The sequence below is a fragment of the Microbacterium sp. BLY genome (assembly GCF_017939615.1).
Classification (GTDB): domain Bacteria; phylum Actinomycetota; class Actinomycetes; order Actinomycetales; family Microbacteriaceae; genus Microbacterium.
Genome location: NZ_JAGKSR010000001.1, coordinates 1,175,457 through 1,198,704 on the forward strand (window position 1 = coordinate 1,175,457; position 23,248 = coordinate 1,198,704).

Annotated in this window: 21 protein-coding genes; 11 read left to right on the forward strand and 10 right to left on the reverse strand. The window is 72.1% G+C overall.

What is annotated here, in order from left to right; genetic code table 11:
* The first annotated feature begins 1 nt into the window (after position 1).
* The 3 genes from KAF39_RS05960 to KAF39_RS05970 are packed head-to-tail and all read left to right on the forward strand — an operon-like array spanning position 2 to position 3,970.
* Complete coding sequence (locus KAF39_RS05960) at positions 2-841, forward strand: ABC transporter ATP-binding protein (RefSeq protein ID WP_210676401.1); 840 nt, start codon at positions 2-4, stop codon at positions 839-841.
* Positions 842-866: 25 nt separating this feature from the next.
* Positions 867-1,898: an iron-siderophore ABC transporter substrate-binding protein gene (locus KAF39_RS05965; RefSeq protein WP_210676402.1), complete on the forward strand. Its 1,032-nt coding sequence runs from the start codon at positions 867-869 to the stop codon at positions 1,896-1,898.
* Positions 1,895-3,970: an iron ABC transporter permease gene (locus KAF39_RS05970; RefSeq protein WP_210676403.1), complete on the forward strand. Its 2,076-nt coding sequence runs from the start codon at positions 1,895-1,897 to the stop codon at positions 3,968-3,970. The genes KAF39_RS05965 and KAF39_RS05970 overlap by 4 nt, the downstream gene beginning before the upstream one ends.
* A gap of 69 nt (positions 3,971-4,039) precedes the next feature.
* Here the strand turns inward: KAF39_RS05970 and KAF39_RS05975 are convergent, their stop codons facing one another.
* Positions 4,040-4,882 carry an alpha/beta fold hydrolase gene (locus KAF39_RS05975; protein WP_210676404.1) on the reverse strand — a complete coding sequence of 281 codons (843 nt, stop codon included), beginning with the start codon at positions 4,880-4,882 and terminating at the stop codon, positions 4,040-4,042.
* 95 nt (positions 4,883-4,977) lie between these two features.
* Between KAF39_RS05975 and KAF39_RS05980 the strand changes: the two genes are divergently transcribed.
* Together KAF39_RS05980 and KAF39_RS05985 are read left to right on the forward strand one after the other, a co-directional pair.
* The gene (locus tag KAF39_RS05980; protein WP_210676405.1) at positions 4,978-5,553 is read left to right on the forward strand and encodes a TetR/AcrR family transcriptional regulator; all 576 of its coding nucleotides are present in this window, start codon (positions 4,978-4,980) and stop codon (positions 5,551-5,553) included.
* A gap of 66 nt (positions 5,554-5,619) precedes the next feature.
* Positions 5,620-6,435: a TspO/MBR family protein gene (locus KAF39_RS05985; protein WP_210676406.1), complete on the forward strand. Its 816-nt coding sequence runs from the start codon at positions 5,620-5,622 to the stop codon at positions 6,433-6,435.
* On the opposite strand, the gene KAF39_RS05990 is transcribed toward KAF39_RS05985, so the two are convergent.
* From KAF39_RS05990 to KAF39_RS06015, 6 genes are read right to left on the reverse strand one after another with little or no spacing between them, the layout of a single operon-like run.
* On the reverse strand, positions 6,432-7,103 hold the full coding sequence (locus KAF39_RS05990; protein WP_210676407.1) for a response regulator: 672 nt from the start codon (positions 7,101-7,103) through the stop codon (positions 6,432-6,434). The two genes, KAF39_RS05985 and KAF39_RS05990, sit on opposite strands and share 4 nt — an antisense overlap.
* On the reverse strand, positions 7,100-9,661 hold the full coding sequence (locus KAF39_RS05995; RefSeq protein WP_210676408.1) for an ATP-binding protein: 2,562 nt from the start codon (positions 9,659-9,661) through the stop codon (positions 7,100-7,102). The genes KAF39_RS05990 and KAF39_RS05995 overlap by 4 nt, the downstream gene beginning before the upstream one ends.
* On the reverse strand, positions 9,658-10,263 hold the full coding sequence (kdpC, locus tag KAF39_RS06000) for a potassium-transporting ATPase subunit KdpC (protein WP_210676409.1): 606 nt from the start codon (positions 10,261-10,263) through the stop codon (positions 9,658-9,660). Before kdpC ends, KAF39_RS05995 begins: the two co-directional genes overlap by 4 nt.
* Positions 10,264-10,283: 20 nt before the next feature.
* A complete protein-coding gene (gene kdpB / locus KAF39_RS06005; protein WP_210676410.1) occupies positions 10,284-12,521 on the reverse strand; it encodes a potassium-transporting ATPase subunit KdpB in 2,238 nt (745 codons plus the stop codon).
* Between the two features lie 2 nt (positions 12,522-12,523).
* Complete coding sequence (gene kdpA / locus KAF39_RS06010; RefSeq protein WP_374093869.1) at positions 12,524-14,191, reverse strand: potassium-transporting ATPase subunit KdpA; 1,668 nt, start codon at positions 14,189-14,191, stop codon at positions 12,524-12,526.
* A gap of 8 nt (positions 14,192-14,199) precedes the next feature.
* A complete protein-coding gene (locus KAF39_RS06015; RefSeq protein WP_036292752.1) occupies positions 14,200-14,289 on the reverse strand; it encodes a potassium-transporting ATPase subunit F in 90 nt (29 codons plus the stop codon).
* A 279-nt stretch (positions 14,290-14,568) separates the two neighbouring features.
* On the opposite strand from KAF39_RS06015, the gene KAF39_RS06020 reads away from it, so the two are divergent.
* The gene (locus KAF39_RS06020) at positions 14,569-15,723 is read left to right on the forward strand and encodes an SLC13 family permease (protein ID WP_210677969.1); all 1,155 of its coding nucleotides are present in this window, start codon (positions 14,569-14,571) and stop codon (positions 15,721-15,723) included.
* A gap of 12 nt (positions 15,724-15,735) precedes the next feature.
* Here the strand turns inward: KAF39_RS06020 and KAF39_RS06025 are convergent, their stop codons facing one another.
* On the reverse strand, positions 15,736-16,329 hold the full coding sequence (locus tag KAF39_RS06025; protein WP_210676412.1) for an FMN-binding negative transcriptional regulator: 594 nt from the start codon (positions 16,327-16,329) through the stop codon (positions 15,736-15,738).
* The gene (locus KAF39_RS06030; protein ID WP_210676413.1) at positions 16,302-17,279 is read right to left on the reverse strand and encodes a DMT family transporter; all 978 of its coding nucleotides are present in this window, start codon (positions 17,277-17,279) and stop codon (positions 16,302-16,304) included. Before KAF39_RS06030 ends, KAF39_RS06025 begins: the two co-directional genes overlap by 28 nt.
* Here KAF39_RS06030 and KAF39_RS06035 point away from each other — a divergent pair.
* Positions 17,278-18,684, forward strand: a complete 1,407-nt coding sequence (locus tag KAF39_RS06035) for a PLP-dependent aminotransferase family protein (protein WP_210676414.1) — start codon at positions 17,278-17,280, stop codon at positions 18,682-18,684. The genes KAF39_RS06030 and KAF39_RS06035 overlap by 2 nt on opposite strands.
* Positions 18,685-18,690: 6 nt before the next feature.
* Here KAF39_RS06035 and KAF39_RS06040 read toward each other — a convergent pair whose 3' ends face one another.
* Positions 18,691-20,763, reverse strand: coding sequence for an APC family permease (locus KAF39_RS06040; protein WP_210677970.1), 2,073 nt, complete (start codon positions 20,761-20,763; stop codon positions 18,691-18,693).
* A 101-nt stretch (positions 20,764-20,864) separates the two neighbouring features.
* On the opposite strand from KAF39_RS06040, the gene KAF39_RS06045 reads away from it, so the two are divergent.
* The 4 genes from KAF39_RS06045 to KAF39_RS06060 are packed head-to-tail and all read left to right on the forward strand — an operon-like array spanning position 20,865 to position 23,240.
* On the forward strand, positions 20,865-21,926 hold the full coding sequence (locus KAF39_RS06045) for a VanZ family protein (RefSeq protein ID WP_210676415.1): 1,062 nt from the start codon (positions 20,865-20,867) through the stop codon (positions 21,924-21,926).
* Between the two features lie 35 nt (positions 21,927-21,961).
* The gene (locus KAF39_RS06050; protein WP_210676416.1) at positions 21,962-22,222 is read left to right on the forward strand and encodes a type II toxin-antitoxin system prevent-host-death family antitoxin; all 261 of its coding nucleotides are present in this window, start codon (positions 21,962-21,964) and stop codon (positions 22,220-22,222) included.
* Positions 22,219-22,482 (forward strand): type II toxin-antitoxin system RelE/ParE family toxin, encoded by a 264-nt coding sequence (locus tag KAF39_RS06055; RefSeq protein WP_210676417.1) that lies wholly within the window; start codon positions 22,219-22,221, stop codon positions 22,480-22,482. The genes KAF39_RS06050 and KAF39_RS06055 overlap by 4 nt, the downstream gene beginning before the upstream one ends.
* Positions 22,483-22,535: 53 nt before the next feature.
* On the forward strand, positions 22,536-23,240 hold the full coding sequence (locus KAF39_RS06060; RefSeq protein ID WP_210676418.1) for a GTP pyrophosphokinase family protein: 705 nt from the start codon (positions 22,536-22,538) through the stop codon (positions 23,238-23,240).
* Positions 23,241-23,248 lie beyond the last annotated feature (8 nt).

Below are 23,248 nucleotides of genomic sequence, written 5' to 3' on the forward strand. Positions count from 1 at the left end.
GATGACCGACACCATCGATCGCCACGGCCTGGCGGGGGAATCCCTCGTCCTCGCCTACGGCCGCACGCGCGTCGTGCACGACGTCTCCCTGCGCCTCGCGCCGGGGCGGGTGACCGCGCTGATCGGACCGAACGGCAGCGGCAAGTCGACCGTCCTGCGGGCCCTCGCGCGACTGCACCGCATCGAGGCGGGAACCGTGCGGATCGGCGGCGCGGAGTCTCGCGACGCCGCCGCCCTCTCCGCCAAGGAGTTCGCGAAGACGGTCGCGATGCTGTCGCAGTCCCGGCCGCACCCGTCCGGGATCGAGGTCGCCGATGTCGTCGCCTACGGCCGGCACCCGCACCGCGGACGCTTCTCCGGCGTGAGCGACGCCGACCGGGCCGCCGTGGCGCGCGCCCTCGCCCTCACCGGTCTGTCGGCCATGGCCGCCCGCCCGGTGGACCAGCTCTCGGGCGGCGAGCTGCAGCGCGTCTGGCTGGCGACCGCGCTCGCTCAGGACACCGGGGTGCTGCTGCTGGATGAGCCGACCAACCACCTCGACCTGCGGTACCAGGTGGAGACCCTCGACCTGGTGCGCGAGCTCGCCGACGACCACGGCACCGCGCTCGGCGTCGTGCTGCACGATCTCGATCACGCCGCCTCGGTCGCCGACGACGTCGTGCTGATGCACCGCGGGCGGGTGCACGCGGCGGGGGCTCCCGCCGAGGTGCTCACCGGCGAGAACCTGTCGCACGTGTACGGCCTGCGCATCGACACCGCCCTCGACGAGGAGACCGGACTGGTGCGGGTGCGTCCGCGCGGCCGCCATCACGGTCGCCTCCGCACTCCCTCCGCCTCCTGACCCCGACCCCCAGAAGGACCCCCCGATGAAGAAGACCCCCCTCGCCGCCCTCGCCCTCGGCGGTGCCCTCACCCTCGCGCTCGCCGGCTGCGGCACCACGCAGACGCCGTCCGCCGAGGGGTCGGACGCCCCGACCTCGACGAGCGCGGGCTGCGCCGACGACACCACGAGCACCTCGACCGGGGCGGTCTCCGTCACCGACGACCTCGGCCGCACGGTCGAGCTCGACAAGCCGGCCGAACGCATCGCGGTGCTCGAGTGGCAGCAGATCGAGGACGCGCTGTCGCTGTGCGTGACGCCGGTCGCGGTGGCCGATGCCGAGGGCTACAGCACCTGGGTCACGGCCGAGGAGCTGCCGGAGGGCGTCGTCGACGTGGGCACCCGTCAGGAGCCGAACCTGGAGACGCTGTTCGGGACCGACCCCGACCTCGTGATCGTCGAGGTCAGCGCCGCGGACGACCCCATCGTCGCGCAGCTCGAGGCCTACGACGTGCCCGTGCTCGCGACGGTCGGCGCCGATGCGAAGGACCCGATCGCCAAGATGCTGAACACGTTCGACCTCATCGCGCAGGTGACCGGCCGCGAGGAGCGCGCCGACGTCGTCACCGCGGAGTTCCAGGAGCACCTCGACACCGCGAAGGCCGAGCTCGCCGACCGCGATCTCGCGACCACCGACTTCGTGTTCTTCGACGGCTGGGTCGACGGCGGCAACGTGGCGCTGCGTCCGTTCGGCCAGGGCTCGCTCGTCGGTGAGGTGGGCGAGGAGCTCGGGCTGACGAACGCCTGGACCGGCGAGGTCGACCCCGTGTACGGCCTCGGCCAGACCGATGTCGAAGGCATGACGACGGTCGGCGACGCGAACCTCTTCTACACGGGCACCGAGGCCCCGGACTCCGAGAGCTTCGTCGACGCCCTCGCGGACAACCCCGCCTGGACGTCGCTCCCCGCGGTGGCGGAGGACCGGCTGACCGCATTCCCGGCCGGCATCTGGACCTTCGGCGGCCCGCGCTCGACCGGGCAGATCATCGACGGGTACCTCGAGGTGCTCGCGAAGTGACGGAGACCCTCCGCCTCGACACGACGGCGACCGCGGAGCCCGCCGGCCCGGCGTCCGCCGTCCCCGCGGAGGCGGAGGGGCAGAAGCCCGCGCTGTGGACGGGCGTCGGCGTGCTCGTCGCTCTCGCCGCGGTGCTGGTGGCGGTCGCCTGCTGGCACCTCACGCAGGGCACGAGCGGCGCGGTGTTCGCCGACACCGACGTCCTCTGGGGATCGCGGGTGCCGCGGCTCGCCGCCGGCGTCGCGGTGGGCGTCGCGCTCGGCGTCGCCGGCATGCTGCTGCAGTCCCTCGCCCGCAACGCCCTCGCGTCGCCGGACACGCTGGGTGTGACCGCCGGGGCCTACCTCGCCGTCACGGCGCTCGCCGCGTTCGGGATCGCCGTGCCGGTGTGGGCCTCCGGGGCGGTGGCGTTCGCGGGCGGCATCGTCGCCGCGGGCATCGTGCTCGGGCTGGCCGGCGGCGCAGGGTCGTCCACGACCCGCCTCATCCTCGCCGGCACCGCGCTGGCGCTCGCCTTCCAGGCCGCGACCTCGACCCTCCTCATCCTGTTCGACGAGGAGACCAAGGGACTGCTGGCGTGGGGGAGCGGGAGTCTGTCGCAGCTCGGACTCACCGCGTTCCTGCAGGCGGCGCCGGTCGTCGTGGTCGTCACGGTGCTCGCACTCCTGCTCGCGCGGCGCCTCGACATCCTGTCGCTGGGGGACGACACCGCGTCGTCGCTCGGGGTGCCGATCCGGTCGACCAGGGCCATCGGGATCCTCCTCGCGGTCACCCTGACGGCGGTCGCGGTGACCCTCGCCGGGCCGATGGGCTTCGTCGGGCTGTGCGCGCCGGTGCTCGCGCGCCTGCTGACCCGGGTGGTGCCGAGCCTGAACCGCCACGTGCTGCTGCTCCCGGCGGCGGGCCTGCTCGGTGCGCTCGTCGTCATCCTCGCCGACGCGCTCCTGCGTGCCCTCATCGGCGCCGAGGCCGCGATCCTCATCCCCACCGGGGTCGCGACGACGCTGCTCGGCGCGATCGTGCTCGTGCTCATGGCCCGGCGGCTCCGCGACGCCGGACCCACGCGCGAGCCTCCGCGGGTGCGCTTCGGAGTCCGCAGCCGTCGGCGCTTCCGGATCACCCTCGCCCTCGTCGCCCTCGGCCTGATCGGGGTGCTGCTGCTCGGACTGCTCGCCGGCCACACCTGGCTGCTCACCGGCGACATCGCGCTGTGGCTGCAGGGACAGGCTCCCGCGCCCATCGCCTTCGCGCTCGACGAGCGGGCGCCGCGGATCGTGGCCGCCGTGGTCGCCGGCGCCGCGCTCGCCCTCTCCGGCACCGTGATCCAGGGCGTGAGCCGCAACCCGCTCGCGGACCCGAGCATCCTCGGCGTCACCGGCGGCGGCGGGCTCGGCGCGGTGCTGGTGCTCACGAGCATCACGTCGTCGACGGGTGGGCTGATCGCGGGGGCGGTGACGGGCTCGCTGCTCGCCTTCGCCCTGGTCTATCTGCTCTCGTGGCGGGGCGGCCTGAACGCGGACCGGTTCCTGCTGATCGGCATCGGGGTGTCGTACTTCACGGTCTCCCTCACGACCTTCTTCCTGCTGCGCTCGAATCCGTGGGACACCCCGAAGATCTACACCTGGCTCTCCGGGACGACGTACGGCCGGGTGTGGGAGCAGATCGTCCCCCTGGCGATCGTGCTCGTGATCGCGGTGCCGTTCGTGGCGATGAGCCGCCGGGAGCTCGACGTGCTGTCGCTCGATGAGGACACCCCGCGACTGGTCGGCATCCGGCTGGAGCCGGTCCGGTTGACGCTGTTGCTGGTGGCGGCCGTCCTCGCGGCGCTGAGCGTGACGGCGATCGGGGTCATCGGCTTCGTGGGGCTCGTGGCCCCGCACGCCGCCCGGGCGCTGGTGGGGGCGCGGCATTCGCGGGTGATCCCGACGGCGGTGCTCCTCGGCGGGCTGCTCGTGGGCATCGCGGACACCATCGGCCGGACGGTGATCGCCCCCGCGCAGCTTCCGGCGGGTCTCGTGGTCGCCCTGATCGGCGCCCCGTACTTCGTCTGGCTGCTCTGGCGCTCCCGCTGACCCGCTGCGCATTGCGCGAATGGCTCCATCTCCGGGGGAGATGGAGCCATTCAGGCGATTCGAACGGGGTTACCGCGCCAGGAACTGCGTCAGGGCGGCGTTGACCTCGTCGGCGTGCGTCCAGAGGAGGCCGTGCGGGGCGCCCTCGACCTCGACGTACTCGGCCTCCGGGACGGCCTGGCGGAAGCGGCGGGCGGTCGCGTCGATCGGCAGGATGTTGTCCTTGGTGCCGTGCAGGATCAGGGTGGGCTTGGCGGCGGCGGCCACGGCCTTCACGTCGTCGCGGAAGTCCTCGATCCAGGTCGGCACCACGGCGTACGCGGCGACCGGGGCGCTGGTGACCGAGAGGTTCCAGTTCGCGTCGACGACCTGCTGGCTGATGCGCGTGCCGAGGTTCTCGTCGAGGTTGTAGAAGTCCTGGTAGAACTGCGTGAACCAGGCATACCGGTCGCCCTTGGCGGCGGCCTCGATCCCGTCGAACACCTCCTGCGGCACCCCCTCGGGGTTGTCGTCGCGCTGCACGAGGAACGGCTCGAGCGAGGCGAGGAAGGCGAGCTTCGCGACGCGCTCGTGCCCGTAGCGGCCGACGTAGCGGGCGAGCTCCCCGGTGCCCATGGAGAAGCCGACGAGCACGACGTCGCGGAGGTCGAGGGTCTCGAGCACCGTGTTCAGGTCGGCGGCGAAGGTGTCGTAGTCGTAGCCGGAGCCGACCTTGGACGACTGCCCGAACCCGCGGCGGTCGTAGGTGATGACGCGGTAGCCCTGGGCGAGGAGTTCGCGGGTCTGGCGCTCCCAGCTGTGGCCGTTGAGCGGATAGCCGTGGATCAGGACGACGGGCTGACCGCTGCCCTGGTCTTCGTAGTAGAGCTCGATCGGGGTGGTGTTCTCGGTGCCGACGGTGATGTAACCCATGATGTGTTCCTTTCGGTGTCGGTGAGAACGATCGTTCTCGCCTGATGTGATCAATCTAGAGAACGTTCGTTCTCGTGTCAAGTAGACTTCTGGACATGACCGAAGACGAGGCCCGCGAACGCATCCTCTCCGCCGCGGAGGAGCTCTACTACCGCAAGGGGTACGCCGCGGTCGGCATGGACGAGCTGCGGTCGGCGGCCGGCGTCTCGCTCCGCCGCGTGTACTCGCTGTTCCCGGCGAAGACCGACATCGTCGCGGCCGTGCTCACCCGCAAGCACGCGGAATGGGAGCAGGGCCTCACGGCGGCGGTGGCCGAGAGCGGCGACGATCCCCGCGCCCGGCTCCTCGCGGTCTACGGCTACCTGGAGGACTGGTTCTGCAGCGAGGGCTTCCGGGGCTGTGCGTTCATCAACGCGTTCGGCGAGCTGGGGGGCACGAGTCCCGAGGTGGCCGACATCGTCCGCGCGCACAAGGCGTCGTTCCAGCGGTACATGGCGGACCTCGTCGCGGCGACGGGGGCGCCGATCGGCCTCGCCGCACAGCTCTCCCTCCTCGCTGAGGGGGCGCAGAGCACGGCGGCGATCGGGGCTGATCCGGATGCCGCGGTCCACGCGCGGCAGGCGGCCGAGGTGCTGATCGATGCCGCGCTCGCTCGCGTTTCGCTAACCTAGTTAGCCAAACGCGCGCGCACTGTCAAGGCCATCCCCGTCCGCGCGGCCCGCCCGTATGGTGCAGGCATGGAGACCTCGACGAAGGGCATCGCCCGCCAGAGCATCGTGATCGCCGCCGCCGTGTTCATGCTGATCGCGGCGACCGTCGGCGCCGGAGCGTTCGGCGGCGAATCCGTCGACGAGCTGCAGAACGGTGCCCTCTCGGCCCAGGGCTCGTACCTCGCCCCCGCCGGACCGGCCTTCTCGATCTGGTCGCTCATCTACGCGGGACTGCTCGCCTACACCGTGTGGCAGGCGCTCCCCGCCCAGCGGCAGGACGAACGCCAGCAGGCGGTCGGCGGCTGGATCGCCGTCTCGATGGTGCTGAACGGCCTCTGGCTGGTGACCGCGCGGTACCTGACGCTCTGGCTCACGGTGCTCGTGATCGCCCTCCTGCTGGCCACCCTCGCCCGCATCATCGTGCTGCTGGGGCGCTTCCCCGCCCGCACCCTCGCCGACCGCCTCCTCACCGACGGAGCGAACGGCCTCCACTTCGGCTGGGTGACGATCGCGACGGTCGCGAACACCGCCGCCTGGCTCACCCAGACCGCCCCGGGGATCGGCGCGGGCGCCCCCGAGGCGTGGGCCGTGGCCGTCCTCGTGGTCGTGCTGGTGATCGGCGCCGCCTCGGCCTGGTTCACGGGGCGGGTCGTCCCCGCGCTCGCGACCGCCTGGGGCCTGAGCTGGCTCGCGGTCGGACGTCTCACGGGTGAGCCGGAGAGCACCCCGACCGCGATCACCGCGATCGTCGTCGCGGTCCTGCTCGTCGTCGTCGGCACCGTCGCGGTGCTCCGTCGCCGTCGCGTCGCCGGCACACGCGACCGCGCGCCGCTCGGCCGCTAGAGGACCAGCCGGTACCCCATGCCCGACTCGGTGAGCAGGTGCGCGGGGGCGGAGGGCTCGCGCTCGAGCTTCTTGCGCAGCTGCGACATGTACAGCCGCAGGTAGCCGGAGTCCGACACCTGCGCGCTGCCCCAGATCTCCTTGAGGAGGTCCTGCCGCGTCACCAGTGCACCGGGATGCCGGGCCAGGTGCTCCAGCATCCGCCACTCCGTCGGGGTCAGGTGCACCCGGGTCCCCGCGCGGGTGACGGTCTTCGTGGCGAGATCCACCACGACGTCCCCGAAGGCGACGACCGACTCGCCGTTCGCCGCGACCGCCCGACGGGACAGCGCGCGCAGCCGGGCGAGCAGCTCGTCCACCTGGAAGGGTTTGGTGACGAAGTCGTCGGCGCCCGCATCCAGGGCCTCGACCTTGTCGGCCGAGCCCGTCCGCCCCGACACGACGATGATGGGCACGTTCGTCCAGCCGCGGAGGGCCTGGATGACCTCGATGCCGTCGAGCCGGGGCATGCCGAGGTCGAGCATGATGAGGTCGGGATGCGCCTGCGCGGCCGCGGCGATCGCGGCGGCGCCGTCCGCGGCCACGACGACCTCGTAGCCGTGGGCCGCCAGCGTGATCCGCAGCGCCCGCACCATCTGGGGGTCGTCGTCGGCGATGAGGAGCTTCACTCCGTCCCCTCCGTGTCGGAAGATCCTGCGGCGAGCGGCAGGGAGATGACCATGGTGAGTCCGCCCCCGGGGGTGTCCTCCGGTGTCAGGCTACCGCCCATGCCCTCGGTGAAACCGCGCGACAGCGCGAGTCCGAGTCCGAGCCCGGTCGAGTTGTCCGTGTCGCCGAAGCGCTGGAACGGCTGGAAGACACGATCGCGCCGCTCCGGGGCGATGCCCTCGCCGCGGTCGATGACGCGCAGCTCAGCCCGGTCGCCCAGGCGGCTGGTCGACACGAGGACGCGGCTGCCCTCCGGCGCGTGCCGGTGCGCGTTGGCGAGCACGTTCACCAGCACGCGCTGCAGCAGCACCGGGTCGGCGTGCAACGGCGGCAGATCGGGGTCGAGTGCCAGCTCGACGTCGCCGGGGCCGAGGCCGAGCTCGTCCACCGCTGCCAGCACGGGCCCGGCGGCATCGATGCGCGCGGCCGAGACGGCGAGCACGCCCGCCTCCACCCGGCTCACGTCGAGGAGGTCGGTGACGAGCGTCGAGAGCGTCGCCAGGCTCTCGTCCGCCGTCGCCAGCAGCTCGGCGCGGTCGGCGTCGGACAGACCGTGGGCGCCGCGGAGCCCGCCGATCGCCGCCACCGCCGAGGCCAGCGGACGCCGCAGGTCGTGACTCACGGCGGAGAGCAGCGCGCTGCGCACCTGGTCGGTCTCCGCGAGCGACTCCGCCTCGCGCGCCGTCGCCCGGAGGTCGGTGTGCTCGATGGCCGCGGCGAGCTGCGCGACGATCGCGTCGAGCAGCCGACGCTCGGGGCCGGCGATCGGCTCGCCGTTGAGTTCGAGCATCGCGCGCGGCCCGCCGCCGGGCACCGTCCCGACCGGGATGGTCGTGGCGCGGCCGTCCGGCACCGGCTCGCCGTCGCTCGCCAGCACCTCGCCGGCGGGCGTGAGCAGCCGCACCCCGCTGAGCCCGAACGCCTCCCTGGTGCGGCTGACGAGGGCGAGCACGGCGTTGTCGCCGCGGAGCACGTTGCCCGCGACGGCCGCGAGCAGCTCGGCCTCGGCCGTCGCGCGCTGCGCGGTCCGTGCGCGGCGGGCGGCCTGGTCGACGATGACGCTCACGAGGATCGCGATGATGACGTACAGGGTGAGGGCGAGCACGTGCAGCGGATGCGCGATCGTGATCGTGAACAGCGGGGCGACGAAGAGGAAGTCGAGGGTGATGCCGGAGAGCACGGCCGCGAACACCGCCGGGCGGATGCCGCCGATCAGGGAGACGACGACCACGAGGAGCTGGTAGGCGAGCACCTCGGCCGTGATCGACTCCGGGCTGCGGAACGTGAACATGAGCCAGGACAGCAGCGGGCCGAACACCAGGGCGACGCCGAAGCCCAGCGCCTGCCGTCGCCAGCCGAGCGCCCCGCCGGTGATGCGGGGCAGCGCGAGCCGGCCACCGGCGGCGGCATGGGTGACGATGTGCACGTCGATGTCGCCCGAGCGGCGGATGACCTCGGCGCCGATCCCCGGTCCGGTGAGCGCGGCGGCGAGGCGGCCGCGGCGGCTCACGCCGATCACGAGCTGGGTGGCGTCGGCGCCCTGGGCGAATTCGACGAGCGTCGCCGGGATGTCGTCGCCGACCACCTGGTGGTAGGTGCCCCCGAGGGACTCGACGAGGGAGCGCTGGGCGGCGAGCGCGCCGGGGGTCTCGCCGCGCAGACCGTCCTGGGCGGTGACGTGCACCGCGAGCAGCTCGCCGCCGGCGGACCGGGCGGCGATGCGGGCCCCGCGGCGCAGCAGCGTCTCGCCCTCCGGCCCGCCGGTGAGGGCGACGACCACGCGTTCGCGGGCCTGCCACGCTCCGGCGATGCCCTGTTCGGCGCGGTAGGTGCGCAGCGCGCTGTCCACCTCGTCCGCGAGCCACAGCAGCGCGAGCTCCCGCAGGGCCGTGAGGTTGCCCAGCCGGAAGTAGTGCGAGAGCGCGGCGTCGATGCGCTCCGCGGGGTAGACGAGACCCGCGGCGAGGCGGTCGCGGAGCGTCTGCGGGGCGAGGTCGACGACCTCGATCTCGTCCGCGGCGCGGACCACCGCGTCCGGGATGGTCTCGCGCTGGGCGATGCCGGTGATCTTCTCCACGACCGCGTTCAGCGACTCGATGTGCTGCACGTTCACGGTGGTGACGACATCGATCCCCGCGTCCAGCAGCTCCTCCACGTCCTGCCAGCGCTGGCGGTTGCGGGAGCCGGGCGCGTTCGTGTGGGCGAACTCGTCGACGAGGGCGATCTCCGGAGCGCGGGCGAGCACCGCGTCGAGGTCGAGTTCGGAGAGCGTCACCCCGCGATGCGCGTCCTCCCGGCGCGGCACTTCGGGCAGCCCCGCCGTGAGTGCCGCGGTGGCGGCGCGGCCGTGGGTCTCGACGATGGCGATGACCACGTCGCGGCCCTCGTCGCGCAGCCGCCGGCCCTCCGCGAGCATCTCGAAGGTCTTCCCGACGCCGGGTGCGGCACCGAGGAGCACGCGCAGTCGCCCGCGCCGGGTCCTGTCCGTCGCGGGGCGCGGCGGCGGCTCTGCGCTCATGCACCCTCCCGGTCGTCGAGTGCGAGATTCAGCTCCGCGACGTTGATGCGCTCCTCGCCGAGGAACCCCAGGTCCCGCCCTTGAATCCTAGACTCCACCAGCGTCAGGACCTCGTCTTCGGGCAGGCCGCGGGCGGCCGCCACCCGCGGCACCTGGAGCAGGGCGTAGGCGACGCTGATGTGCGGGTCGAGACCGGAGCCGGACGCGGTCACGGCATCCGCGGGCACCCGGGAGGGGGCCACCCCCTCCCGGGCGGCGATCTCGGCCTTCCGTGCGGCGATCGCGGCGACGAGGTCGGGATTCTCCGGACCGAGGTTGCTGCCGCCCGAGGCCGCCCCGTCGTACCCGTCGCCGGCCACCGACGGGCGGGACTGGAAGTACTCCGGCAGGGCGTCGCCCTCGGCGTCCGTGAAGGACTGTCCGATGAGCGCGCTGCCGCGGTCGCCGGGGAGCATCGAGCCGTTCGCCTGTGCGGGGAGGAGGAGCTGGCCGATGCCGGTGACGAGCAGCGTGTACCCCACGCCGAGGACGAGGGTGAGGACGAGCATCGCGCGGACGGCGACACCGGCGGTGCGCATCGTGGTGCGGGTGGTGGACGACATGGCGTTCCTTTCGCGCCCGGTCAGAAGCCGGGGAGGAGGCTGACGAGGAGGTCGATGAGCTTGATGCCCACGAACGGGGCGATGACCCCGCCGAGGCCGTAGACGAGAAGGTTCCGCTGCAGGATCTGCGAGGCGCTCGCCGGCCGGTACGTCACGCCGCGCAGCGCGAGCGGGATGAGGAACACGATCACGAGGGCGTTGAAGATGATCGCGCTCGTGACCGCGGAGGCCGGGGAGTGCAAATGCATGATGTTCAGCGCCGCGAGGCCCGGGAACACGCCCATGAACATCGCCGGGATGATGGCGAAGTACTTCGCGATGTCGTTCGCGAGCGAGAACGTCGTCAGGGCGCCGCGGGTGATGAGCAGCTGCTTGCCGATGCGGACGATGTCGATGAGCTTGGTCGGGTCGGAGTCGAGGTCGACCATGTTGCCGGCCTCCTTGGCCGCCGACGTGCCCGTGTTCATCGCGACGCCGACGTCGGCCTGGGCGAGCGCGGGGGCGTCGTTCGTGCCGTCGCCGGTCATCGCGACGAGGCGCCCGCCCTCCTGCTCGCGGCGGATGAGCGCGAGCTTGTCCTCCGGGGTGGCCTCGGCGAGGTAGTCGTCGACGCCCGCCTCGGCCGCGATCGCCTTCGCGGTGAGCGGGTTGTCGCCGGTGATCATGACGGTGCGGATGCCCATGCTGCGCAGCTCGTCGAACCGTTCGCGCAGGCCGTCCTTGACGATGTCCTTGAGGTGCACGACCCCGAGGATCCGCGCTTCGACCGCCGGGGTCCCCGAGTCGGGGTGGGTCCCTGAGTCGGGGTGGGTCCCTGAGCCTGTCGAAGGGCCCTGCACCGCGACGACGAGAGGCGTGCCGCCGCCCGAGGCGACCCCGTCGACGAGGGCCGTGAGCTCGTCGCCGGGGGCTCGCCCGAGCCAGGCCGCGACGGCCGAGGCGGCGCCCTTGCGGATCTGGGTGCCGTCGGCGAGGTCGAGCCCGCTCATGCGCGTCTGCGCCGTGAACGGGACGACGACGGCATCCGCGGGGGCTGCCACCCGGATTCCGCGGGAGGCGGCGAGCTGGACGATCGACGCCCCCTCCGGGGTCGGGTCGGCGAGGGAGGACAGGGCGGCGGTGCGCAGCAGATCGTCCGCCTCCACGCCGGTCAGCGGCAGCACCGCATGGGCGCGACGGTTGCCGTGGGTGATGGTGCCGGTCTTGTCGAGGAGCAGCGTGGTGACGTCGCCGGCGGCCTCGACCGCGCGCCCCGACATCGCCAGCACGTTGCGCTGCACGAGCCGGTCCATGCCCGCGATGCCGATGGCCGAGAGGAGGGCGCCGATGGTGGTCGGGATGAGGCAGACGAGCAGGGCGATGAGGACGGGGATGCTCACCGGCGAGGCCGCGTACGACGCGATCGGGTTCAGCGCGAGCACCACCACGACGAACACGATCGACAGGCTCGCGAGGAGGATGTTCAGGGCGATCTCGTTCGGGGTGCGCTGCCGGCTGGCGCCTTCGACGAGGGCGATCATGCGGTCGACGAACGTCTCCCCGGGCTTCGATGTGATGCGCACGACGATCCGGTCGGACAGCACCCGGGTGCCGCCGGTGACGGCACTGCGGTCGCCGCCGGATTCGCGGACCACCGGGGCGCTCTCGCCGGTGATGGCCGATTCGTCGACGGTCGCGATGCCCGCGACGATGTCGCCGTCGCCCGGGATCAGCTCGCCCGCGGAGACGATCACGAGGTCGTCGCGCTGCAGTTCCGCCGACGACACCCTCTCCGTCCGCGCTTCGACAAGCTCAGTGACCCACGCGGACTCCTGGGTCCCTGAGCCCGCGCCCTGGGTCCCTGAGCCTGTCGAAGGGGCCATCACCCGCCGCGCCATCGTCTGGGTGCGGGTGTTCCGCAGGCTCGCGGCCTGCGCCTTGCCCCGCCCCTCCGCCACCGACTCCGCGACGTTCGCGAAGAGCACGGTCAGCCACAGCCAGATCGCGATGCCCCAGGTGAACGCCGCAGGGACGGGGGTGCCGCCGGAGGAGGCGGGCCCGCCGAGGAAGGGCTCGGCGATCGCGAGGACGGTCGTGAACGCGGCGCCGACCCAGACGAGGAGCATCACGGGGTTGCGTACGAGGGCGGCCGGGTTGAGCTTGCGCAGCGCCCCCGGGAGCGCCTGCACGAGCTGCGCACCCCCGAAGGAGCGCGGCGGCCGGGGTGTGGCGGACGCCGGGGCGTCCTGCTGTTCGGGAGGCGTGGTCAGGAGGGTCATGGTCAGAGTCCTTCGGCGAGCGGTCCCAGTGCGAGCACGGGGAAGTAGGTGAGGGCCGTCACGACGACGGTCACGGTGAGGAGCAGGCCGACGAACTGCGGCCGGTGGGTGGGGAGTGTCCCCGTGGTGGCGGGCACCCGTTCCTGCGCGGCGAACGACCCGGCGAGGGCCAGCACGAACACGATCGGGAGGAAGCGCCCGAGCAGCATCGCCACCCCCAGGGCGGTGTTGAACCACGGGGTGTTCGCGGTCAGACCGGCGAACGCCGAGCCGTTGTTGTTCGCGGCGGAGGTGAACGCGTAGAGCACCTCGCTCATGCCGTGCACGCCCGGGTTGAGGATGCTCGTGGACTCCACGTCCTCGCGGATCCCGGGGATCGCGAAGCTCAGGGCCGTGCCGCCGAGGACGAGCACGGGGACGACGAGAATGGAGAGGCTCGCGAGGGTCATCTCGCGTGGCCCGATCCGCTTGCCGAGCCACTCCGGGGTGCGGCCGACGAGGAGCCCGCCGACGAAGACCGCGACGATCGCGAGGACGAGCATGCCGTACAGGCCCGAGCCCACACCGCCCGGAGCGACCTCGCCGAGCATCATGTTGAGCATCGGCATCATGCCGCCGAGCGCGGTGTAGGAGTCGTGCATCGAGTTCACGGCCCCGGTCGAGGTCAGGGTGCTCGCGCTGCCGAACAGGGTCGAGCCGAGGATGCCGAAGCGCTGCTCCTTGCCCTCCATCGCCGCGCCGGCGAGTTCGGGGGCGGCACCGCGTCCGGCGAGCTCCAGGGCGGAGAGCGCGGCGAGCGAGGCGAGGAACAGGGTGCCCATGACCGCGACGATCGCGTACCCCTGCCGGTGGTCGCCGACCAGTCGCCCGAACGTGCGGGGGAGGGCGAACGGGATCACGAGGATCAGCAGCACCTCGAGGAGGTTGGCCCACCCGGTCGGGTTCTCGAAGGGGTGGGCGGAGTTGGCGTTGAAGAACCCGCCGCCGTTGGTGCCGAGCAGCTTGATGGCCTCCTGCGACGCGACCGGGCCGCCGGGGATCGTCTGCGTGCCGCCGGAGACCGTGGTGACGTCGGTGAAGCCGTTCACGTTCTGGATCACACCGCCCGCGAGCAGCGCCACCGCGCCGATCAGGGCGAGCGGGAGGAGCAGCCGCCCCAGGCCGCGGGTGAGGTCGACCCAGAAGTTGCCGATCGTCGCGGAGCCGCGACGCGCGAGCCCGCGGATGAGGGCGATGGCGATGGTGAGGCCGACGGCGGCGGAGACGAAGTTCTGCACCGTGAGGCCCGCGAGCTGCACCGTGTAGCCCATGGTCTGCTCGGGCGAGTACGACTGCCAGTTGGTGTTCGCGACGAACGACGCGGCCGTGTTGAACGCGAGTCCCTCGGGTACGGCGGGCAGGCCGAGCGACGCGGGCAGGAAGCCCTGGAGCCGCTGCAGCCCGTAGACGAGGACCAGTCCGACGGCGGAGAACAGCAGGACGCTGCGGGCGTAGGCGCGCCAGGTCTGCTCGGAGCGGGGGTCGACGCCGATCACCCGATAGAGCCCGCGCTCGACGCGCAGGTCGCGGCCGGAGGTGTAGACGTGCGCGATGTAGTCGCCGAGGGGGCGGTAGAGGAGTACGAGCACGACCACGACGGCCGTGATCTGGAGGACGCCGTACAGGACCATCGCGTCCATCAGAAGCGCTCCGGGGCGACGAGCGCGACGACCAGGTAGACGACCGCGGCGACGGCGAGGACGGCGGCGAGGATCTCGAAGACGATCATGCGCGGTCCACCGCCTTGGCGATGAGGGACACGAGGGCGAACAGCGCCAGGGTCAGCGCGAGGGAGATGATGTCGAGCACGTCACCGATCCAACTGCGCCGTCCCCGCGCCGCCGTCGATCCTCACGGTTCCCCTACGCCGTCGCGCCCGATGCATGCGGATTGCTCACGGACGGCCCTCGAACCGCGCATCTGGTCCCACACCCGCGGCCGAGGGAGCCGGATGCGCGATTCGAAAGGGCGCCGCCGGCCCTATGCTCACGAGGTGGGAATCAGAAGGATGCGGATCGGCGTCGGGGCGTGGATCGTCGCCGGGCTCGTGGTGGTCGCGCTCGTGTGCGTGCTCACGGGGTTCCTGCCGCGGGCGGACGCCGGTGCCCTCGGCGAGCGGATCGCCCCCGTGCTGGGATTCGTCGTCGCGATCACGATCGTCGCCGAGCTCGCCCGCGACGCGGCGGTGTTCGACGTCGTCTCCCAGCGCCTCGCGCGCTGGGGAGGCGGCCGCGTGCTGGTGCTGTGGGCGCTGGTGGTCGTGCTCGCCGTGGTGAGCACGGTGTTCCTCTCGCTCGACACGACCGCCGTGATCGTCACCCCGGTCGTCGTCGTCCTGGCGCAGAGCATCGGGGTCCCGCCCTTGCCGTTCGCCCTCGCCACCGTCTGGCTCGCCAACACCGCGTCGCTCGCGCTGCCGGTCTCGAACCTCACCAACCTGCTCGCCGCGCCCGCGATGGGGGAAGGCCCCGGGGCGTTCATCGCGCTGAGCTGGGCGCCCACCCTCGTGGGCATCCTGGTGCCCGTCGCGATCCTCACCGTCGTGCATCGGCGCACGGTCTTCGGCGCATACGAGCCGCCGGTGGCTCGCCGACCCGCCGACCCGATGTTGTTCTGGAGCGCGACCGGCGTCCTCCTCGTGCTGATGCCGCTGCTCGCGCTCATCCACGACGTGTGGGTCCCCGCCACGCTCGCCGCCCTCGCATTGGTCGTGCTGTTCGCCGTCCGTCGTCGCCACGCCCTGCGACTGTCGCTCGTGCCGTGGCAGGCGCTCGCGCTCGCCGCGTCGCTGTTCGTGCTCGTCGAGACCGCGCACGCGCAGGGGCTCTTCGACTTCCTGACCTCGCCGACCGCGACCGGCGACTCTCCCGGCGACCTGTTCCGGCTCGCGGCGCTCGGGGCCGTGAGCGCGAACGCGATCAACAACCTCCCCGCCTACCTGGTGCTCGAGCCGGCGGCAGGGGGCCCGGTCGCCCTGATGGCCCTGCTGATCGGCGTGAACCTCGGTCCGCTCATCACGCCGTGGGCGTCGCTGGCGACGCTCCTCTGGCACCATCGCGTGACGGCGCTCGGGGTGGAGATCCGCTGGGGTCGCTTCGCTCTCTGGGGGGTCGTCGCCGCGGTGCCCACCGTCGTCCTCGCGACTCTGGTCCTGGCCCTCTGATTCGAACCGGGGTCAGACCCGGCGCATCTCAGCCGCCAGGGCGGGGTGGACGGCGTCGAAGCGGGCGGCGATGCGCTCGCGCACCTCCGGCGCCTTGTTCTGGCTGAGCTTGGCGCGCGCGTCGAACCGGGCGACCCGCAGACGCAACCCCACCGTGCCCTTCGCGGCGCGGCGGGTGCCCGCTTCGTCCTCCGCGAGGCTCCGCCCGTGCGGGTGCTCGCTCTCGAAGTGGTCGGTGAGCCGGGTGAGCATGGCGTAGTTCTCCTCCGCGGTCAGGATCTCGGGGGTGCCGGAGAGGTGCGCGGTGACATGGTTCCATGTCGGGACGAGGTCTCCCGGCGCGTAGAGGCTCGAGGACACATAATCGTGCGGCCCCTGGATGATCACCAGGATCTCGTGGCGTCCGAGCTCGTGCAGCTCGTCGTCCGGACGCCCGAAGTGGCTGAGGAGCACGATGTCGTCCTCGTCCTCGTCGAGCAGCACCGGGTAGTGCGAGGCGACGAGTCCGGTGGAGGCCGGCGAGACGAACGTCGCCCACGGGTGGGCGCGGATGAGGCGCTTCACCTCGTCGGGGTCGGTCATGAGGTAGCGGGGGGTGTGACGCATGGCGCTTCCTGTCGGGTGGGGGTGGTGGTGGGGGTGGGACGAGAACTGCGGGTGCGGACGGCGAGCCCGGCGCACACGACGACGGCGAGCCCGCCGAGCACCGTGGCCGCACCGACGTCCTCGTGGAAGAGGAACCCGGCCCAGGTGATGCCCATGACGGGCTGCACGAGCTGGATCTGACTCACCTGTGCCATCGGCCCGATCGCGAGGCCGCGGTACCAGGCGAAGAACCCGAGGAACATGCTGACCGCGGAGAGATAGCCGAACGCGAGCCAGGCCGTGGGCGTCGCGACGGGTGGGACGGCGACCGCGGAAGAGGAGGCCACCGCGAGCATGACGGGAGCGGCGAGCACGAGGGCCCAGGAGATCGTCTGCCAGGCGCCGAGCTCCCGCGCGAGCAGGCCCCCCTCCGCGTAGCCGGCGGCTGCTGCGAGCACGGCGGCGAAGAGCAGGAGGTCGGCGGGGCGCAGCACGGGTGCGCCGTTCTGCAGGATCGCGAAGAGGACCGCCGCTGCCGCGCCGAGGAGCGCGAAGACCCAGAACGAGAGGGTCGGGCGCTCGCGGGTGCGGAGCACGACGGCTACCGCGGTCGCCGCGGGGAGGAGACCGATGACGACGGCGCCGTGGCTCGCGGGGGTCGTGGTCAGGGCGTACGAGGTCAGCAGCGGGAAGCCGGCGACCACGCCGAGCGCCACCACCGCCAATCGGGCCCACTGCACCCGGCTCGGCGGCCGTTGCCGGGTGGCGGCGAGGACGATCGCGGCGAGGGCCGCGGCGACGACCGCGCGGGCGGAGCCGATGAACAGCGGCGAGAGTCCGCCGCCGAGGGCGACGCGCGTGAACGGGAGTGTGAACGAGAAGGCGACGACTCCCAGCAGCCCCCACCCCGGACCGGCGGCCGGGGATAGCAGTGTCCGGCTCGAACGGATAACGCTACTCTGTTCTCTCATGAGTCAGGATAGCAGCGAGCGGATCGTCGCCGGTCTTCGTCACTGGATCGCGACCGCCGCACCCGGCGCCCGCCTTCCGTCGAACCGCGCCCTGACCGCGGAGTACACGGCGAGCCCCGTCACGGTGCAGAAGGCGATCCAGCAGCTCGCGCGCCTCGGGCTCGTCGAGGCGCGCCCCGGCGTCGGCACCTTCGTCCGCGCGGCGCGCACGGTCCTGCCGGCGGATTACGGGTGGCAGGCCGGCGCGCTCGGCACACCCGCCGTCCGCCTCGACGGCCTCTCCTCGGCGCAGCGCCCGTCGTCGCCGGACGCGATCGGCCTGCACTCCGGGTATCCGGCTCCGGACCTCCTCCCCGAGCGGCTCGTCCGGCAGGCCCTCGTGCGCGCCTCGCGGACGCCCGCCGCCCTCACCCGATCGCCCGCTGCCGGCGAGCCCGGGCTGCAGGAGTGGTTCGCGGCGGAGCTGGCCGCGTCGGCCCCGGCCGGGATCACCGTGCCGACCGCCCGCGACGCCGTCGTCATCTCCGGCAGCCAGAGCGGTCTGAGCTCGATCTTCCGCGCGGTCGTCGGCGTGGGGCGGCCGCTGCTCATCGAGTCGCCGACCTACTGGGGTGCCCTCCTCGCGGCGGAGCAGGCGGGCGTGGTGCTCGTGCCCGTCCCCTCGGGCCCGCAGGGCCCGGATCCCGAGGCGGTCGAGCGCGCACTCGCCGAGACCGGGGCCCGGGCGTTCTATGCGCAGCCCACGTTCGCGAATCCCACCGGCGCCCAGTGGCCGACGGCGACCGGGGAGGCCGTGCTCGATGCGGTCCGTCGGCACGGGGCCTTCCTCATCGAGGACGACTGGGCGCACGACCTGGGCATCGATGCCGACCCGCACCCGGTGGCCGCCGCCGATCACGACGGTCACGTGGTGTACCTCCGCTCGCTCACCAAGAGCGTGTCGCCCGCGCTGCGGGTGGCGGCGGTGATCGCCCGCGGACCGGCGCGCGAGCGCATCCTCGCCGATCGTGCCGCGGAGTCGATGTACGTCAGCGGGGTGCTGCAGTCGGCGGCGCTCGACGTGGTGACGCAGCCGGCCTGGCGCACGCACCTGCGGGGATTCCGGGAGCAGCTGCGCTCGCGGCGCGACCTGCTGCTATCGTGCCTGGCGGCGGAGGCGCCCACGGCACTGGTCGAGTCGGTGCCGGTCGGCGGGCTGAATCTGTGGCTGCGGCTGCCGGACGGGACGGACGTCTCCGCGGTGGTCCGCGAGTGCGCGGCGCGCGGCCTCGTGATCGCGCCGGGGAGCGAGTGGTTCCCCGCGGAGCCCTCCGGGTCCTACGTGCGGCTCAACTACGCGAGCGCCGACCCGTCCCGCTTCCCGGAGGCCGCGACGATCCTCGGCGCGGTCCTCTCCGGATCCTGACCGCCGTCAGGACTCGGACGGCGGCCCGGCGGGGCGGTGCGCCCGGCGACCGGCGACGACCACCGGCCGACCCGCGCGTTCCTGACCGGGGAGCGGCCGCGAGCGTCGGCCGTAGATGAGCTCGGACGAGTCGAGCAGCCACGGCACGAGCGTGATCGACACCCCGTGCACGAGCATGAGCTGGTTGGCGAGCCGGCGGGCGCGCCGGTTGTGCAGGAAGCTCTCCCACCAGTGCCCCACGATGTACTGCGGCAGGTAGACCGTGACGACGGACGAGCCGTGCTTCTCGCGGTACTGCGTGATGAACTGCGTCACCGGCTGCGCGAACGAGCGGTACGGCGACTCGACGATCACGAGCGGCACCGGGACGAGGTGGTCCGTCCACTCCTGCTGCAGTCGCGCGGCGTCCTCCTGCGAGACGGCCACGTGCACCGCGAGGGTCTTGTCGTGCTTGGCGGCGATGGCGTAGTCGATCGCCTTCATGACCGGCTTCTGCAGGTGGTTCACGAGGACGATGGCGACGTCGCCGGACGCACCGAAGCGGGTGGTGTCGTCGATGGCGATCTCATGCTCGACATCGCGGTAGTACCGCTTGACGCCCATCATGAGGAACGCGAGCACCGGGATGGCGAAGAACACGAGGTAGGCGCCGTGCGTGAACTTCGTGATCGTCACGATCACGAGCACGAGCACGGTGAGCGTCGCCCCGGCGGAGTTGATGAGCAGCCCCACCCGCGCGGAGCGCCGGTCCGCAGCGCCGTCGCCGTTCGGTGGAACCGGCGCGCGCAGCGCCCGTCGCCAGTGCCGCACCATGCCGATCTGGCCGAGGGAGAAGGAGACGAAGACGCCGATGATGTAGAGCTGGATCAGCGTCGTCAGTCGCGCCTGGAAGACCACGAGCACGGCGATCGCGGCGATCCCGAGGAGGATCATGCCGTTGGAGAACACGAGCCGGTCGCCGCGGGTGTTCAGCGACTTCGGCGCGTAGCCGTCGCGGGCGAGCACGGCCCCGAGCAGGGGGAAGCCGTTGAAGGCGGTGTTCGCCGCGAGCAGCAGCACGCAGGCCGTGGCCGCCTGCACGATGAAGAACGGGATGCTGCCGGCGCCGAACGTGGCCGCGGCGATCTGGGCCATGAGGCTGGGCTGCGGGGTCGTGCAGTCGAACCCGATGAGGTCACACGGGTTCTCGGCGTAGTGCACCCCGGCGATGAGGGCGAGCGCGGTGAGGCCGGAGAACAGGCAGATCGCGATCGTGCCCATGAGGACGAGCGTCGACTGGGCGTTGCGCACCTTCGGGGCCCGGAACGCGGGAACCCCGTTCGACACCGCCTCCACCCCGGTCAGCGCCGAGCAGCCGCTGGAGAACGCGCGGAGGATGAGCAGCAGCACGGCCGCCTGGCTCAGGCTCTCTGCCTGCACGGCGAACTCCGCGCTGGACGCGATCGGGGCGTCGCCGAGCGCCGTGCGGATCAGTCCGGTGGCGATCATCACGCCGACGGAGCCGATGAACACGTACGTGGGGATCGCGAACACCAGCGATGCCTCGCGCACCCCGCGGAGGTTCACGATGATGATGAGCACCACGAAGCCGACCGCCAGCTCCACCCGGAGCGGGTCGAGACCGGGGACCGCCGAGATGATGTTGTCGACGCCGGACGCGACCGACACCGCCACCGTCAGGACGTAGTCCACGAGGAGGGCCGCGGCCACGATCACCCCGGGGACCTCACCGAGGTTCTTCGACGCGACCTCGTAGTCGCCGCCGCCGGAGGGGTAGGCCTTGATGAGCTGCCGGTAGCTCAGCACCACCACGAGCAGCAGCACCACGACCGCCGCCGCCACGATCGGGGTGAACGACAGGAACGTGAGGCCGCCGATGAGGAGGATCATCACGAGCTCCTGCGGCGCGTAGGCCACCGAGCTCAGTGCGTCCGACGCGAAGATCGGCAGCGCCATGCGCTTCGGGAGGAGCTGCTCGTCGACCTGGGCGCTCGTCAGCGGGTCGCCGAGCAGGATGCGCTTGGCGCGCGGCGGCGCGTCGGGGGTCGGCCTCGTTTGTTCTGACACGTCCGGCGACACTACGCCGACCGGAGGCGTCCTCACGCGATCCTCACGGAATCCCTACGGCCCGGTGGCGCTCCCTCACGGAATCCTCACGGCCTCCCGGTATCCTTGCCCCAGTGGGGGATCAGGTGTTTCTGGGGGTCATCGCCGTGGCGATCGGCCTGGCCGTCGGCGTGGTGCTGTTCGTGCCCTTCGTCGCCATCAGCTATCGACGTCGCGGGCGGTTGACGCTCGGGCGGACGGTGCTCTGGCTCGCGGCGCTCGTGTACTTCTGGGCGATCTGGACGTACACGCTGCTGCCGCTGCCCGACCCGGACGCCATCCGCTGCGTCGGCATGATCACCGACCCGATGTCGGTGGTGCGCGACGTGCAGAAGGCGTTCGCCGCTCCGGGCAACCCGCTGCGCCACCCCGCCCTTCTCCAGCTCGTGTTCAACGTGCTGCTGTTCATGCCGCTCGGGGTGTTCCTGCGGGTGCTGGGCGGCCGCGGCCTCCCCACCGCGCTCGTCGTCGGCTTCGGGCTGTCGCTGCTGGTGGAGACCACGCAGCTCACCGGCGTCTGGGGCCTCTACCCGTGCGCGTACCGCTTCTTCGACGTGGGCGACCTGATGACGAACACGACCGGCGCCCTCGTCGGCTCGGTCCTCGCGCTCGTCGTGCCCCGATCGCTGCGCGGCGTCCAGGCGCGGCCGGACGCCGATGAGCCGCGCCCGGTCACCCGCGGCCGCCGCGCACTGGCGATGCTGTGCGACGGCCTCGCGAACACCTTCGTCGTCCTGGGCGGCGGGGTCGCGGTGCAGCTGTGGCTGGAATACGTCGTGCAGGACCATCAGGCCGTCCTCGACGGCACCCTCGCCGAGACGGTGAGCACCGTGGCCGCGTGCGCGCTGTGGCTCGTGATCATCCTCGCCACCGGCCGGTCGATCGGCGACCTGGCCGTGCAGCTGCGATACACCGGCTCCCGCCTGCCGGCCGCGCTCAGCCGGCCGCTGCGCTGGGCGGGCGGCATTGGCGGGCTCACGGCGCTGGGGCTGCTCGGCGGGGTCTTCGACGCGCTCTCGTCGCTGCTGATCCTCGTCGCCATCGTGCTGCTGTTCACCACCCGCCAGGGTCGCGGGCTTCCCGGCCTCCTCTCCGGCCAGCACCTCGAGGACGCCCGCATTCCCTCGCGGAGGTAAGCCCACATTATGTACATAAGAGGTATTCTGTACGCATGAACACTCTCAGCCGCAGCGTGCCGTCGAAGGATCTGCGCGATCAGCTCGCCGACGTTCTCGGCGGTGTCGCGTATGGGGCGGAGCGGGTCGGGGTGACGCGTCACGGCAAGCTCACCGCGGTGGTCATCGGCGTCGACGACCTCGAGCTCCTGGAAGAGCTCGAGGCTGCGCGGGATGCGGCGGAGTTCGGAGGGGCGAAGGCGGCGGACGACGGGGGTCGAGTCTCGCTCGATGACCTCCGTGCGGAACTCCCGTGACGCGGTACCGCGTCGAGTTCACCACCGCAGCGGCGAAGGAGGTCCGCAAGCTGGACCCTCAGCTCCGTCGGCGCATCCTCGCCGGGATCTCCGACCTCGAAAGGGAGCCCCGTCCACACGGCGTCCGCAAGCTCGCCGGGTTCGACAACGCCTGGCGCGTGCGGATCGCCGACTACCGTGTGCTCTACGAGGTCGTGGACGAGCGGGTGCTCGTCACCGTGGTCCGCGTCGCCCACCGGCGGGACGTCTACGACTTCTGAGGTCATCGCGAATCCACAGGGGTTTCCGATCACGGATCGATAACGTCGTCCCCATGAGCGTGATCCCCGTCGACGAGCACCTGATCTCCGAGGCGAAGGAGCTCCGCGACCAGCTGCAGCGCTTCCTCCGCGAGTACGAGTTCGGGATGCGCGAGGTGGAGACGAAGATCTCGATCCTCCGCGATGAGTTCACCCACGATCACGCCTACAACCCGATCGAGCACGTCAAGAGCCGGCTGAAGTCGCCGGACAGCATCGTCGAGAAGATCGCCAGGAAGGGTATCGACGACCCCGACTTCGACCGCATCCGTGCCGAGATCACCGACATCGCCGGAGTGCGGGTGACGTGCAGCTTCGTCGCCGACGTGTACCGGCTGTTCGATCTGCTGACCGCGCAGGACGACGTGACCGTCCGCACGGTCAAGGACTACATCGCGAACCCCAAGCCGAACGGGTACAAGAGCCTGCACGCGATCATCGAGGTGCCGGTGTTCCTCTCGACCGGGGCGCTGTCCGTGCCCGTCGAGGTGCAGTTCCGCACCATCGCGATGGACTTCTGGGCGAGCCTGGAGCACAAGATCTACTACAAGTTCGCCAACCAGGTGCCCGCGCACCTCGTCGACAGCCTCAGCGATGCGGCCGACGCCGCCGCCGAGCTCGACACGCGGATGGAGCGGCTGCACCGGGAGGCGCATGGCGTACCGCAGCGGCAGCTCGCCCCGCCGCCGCCACCCGCGCCCCGCGTCGTCGAGGTCTGAGCGCGCCC

What these genes read in the sequence shown, in the direction of transcription:
- KAF39_RS05965 (WP_210676402.1), top strand. Translation starts at nt 867, where the DNA reads ATGAAGAAGACCCCCCTCGCCGCCCTCGCCCTCGGCGGTGCCCTCACC.
- kdpA (WP_374093869.1), bottom strand. Translation starts at nt 14,191, where the DNA reads ATGGTCCTGTACGGCGTCCTCCAGATCACGGCCGTCGTGGTCGTGCTC.
- KAF39_RS06020 (WP_210677969.1), top strand. Translation starts at nt 14,569, where the DNA reads ATGCGGATCGGCGTCGGGGCGTGGATCGTCGCCGGGCTCGTGGTGGTC.
- KAF39_RS06025 (WP_210676412.1), bottom strand. Translation starts at nt 16,329, where the DNA reads ATGCGTCACACCCCCCGCTACCTCATGACCGACCCCGACGAGGTGAAG.
- KAF39_RS06050 (WP_210676416.1), top strand. Translation starts at nt 21,962, where the DNA reads ATGAACACTCTCAGCCGCAGCGTGCCGTCGAAGGATCTGCGCGATCAG.
- KAF39_RS06015 (WP_036292752.1), bottom strand. Translation starts at nt 14,289, where the DNA reads ATGATCGTCTTCGAGATCCTCGCCGCCGTCCTCGCCGTCGCCGCGGTC.
- KAF39_RS05985 (WP_210676406.1), top strand. Translation starts at nt 5,620, where the DNA reads ATGGAGACCTCGACGAAGGGCATCGCCCGCCAGAGCATCGTGATCGCC.
- KAF39_RS06060 (WP_210676418.1), top strand. Translation starts at nt 22,536, where the DNA reads ATGAGCGTGATCCCCGTCGACGAGCACCTGATCTCCGAGGCGAAGGAG.
- KAF39_RS05980 (WP_210676405.1), top strand. Translation starts at nt 4,978, where the DNA reads ATGACCGAAGACGAGGCCCGCGAACGCATCCTCTCCGCCGCGGAGGAG.
- KAF39_RS05995 (WP_210676408.1), bottom strand. Translation starts at nt 9,661, where the DNA reads ATGAGCGCAGAGCCGCCGCCGCGCCCCGCGACGGACAGGACCCGGCGC.
- KAF39_RS05975 (WP_210676404.1), bottom strand. Translation starts at nt 4,882, where the DNA reads ATGGGTTACATCACCGTCGGCACCGAGAACACCACCCCGATCGAGCTC.
- kdpC (WP_210676409.1), bottom strand. Translation starts at nt 10,263, where the DNA reads ATGTCGTCCACCACCCGCACCACGATGCGCACCGCCGGTGTCGCCGTC.
- KAF39_RS05960 (WP_210676401.1), top strand. Translation starts at nt 2, where the DNA reads ATGACCGACACCATCGATCGCCACGGCCTGGCGGGGGAATCCCTCGTC.
- KAF39_RS06035 (WP_210676414.1), top strand. Translation starts at nt 17,278, where the DNA reads ATGAGTCAGGATAGCAGCGAGCGGATCGTCGCCGGTCTTCGTCACTGG.
- kdpB (WP_210676410.1), bottom strand. Translation starts at nt 12,521, where the DNA reads ATGACCCTCCTGACCACGCCTCCCGAACAGCAGGACGCCCCGGCGTCC.
- KAF39_RS06030 (WP_210676413.1), bottom strand. Translation starts at nt 17,279, where the DNA reads ATGAGAGAACAGAGTAGCGTTATCCGTTCGAGCCGGACACTGCTATCC.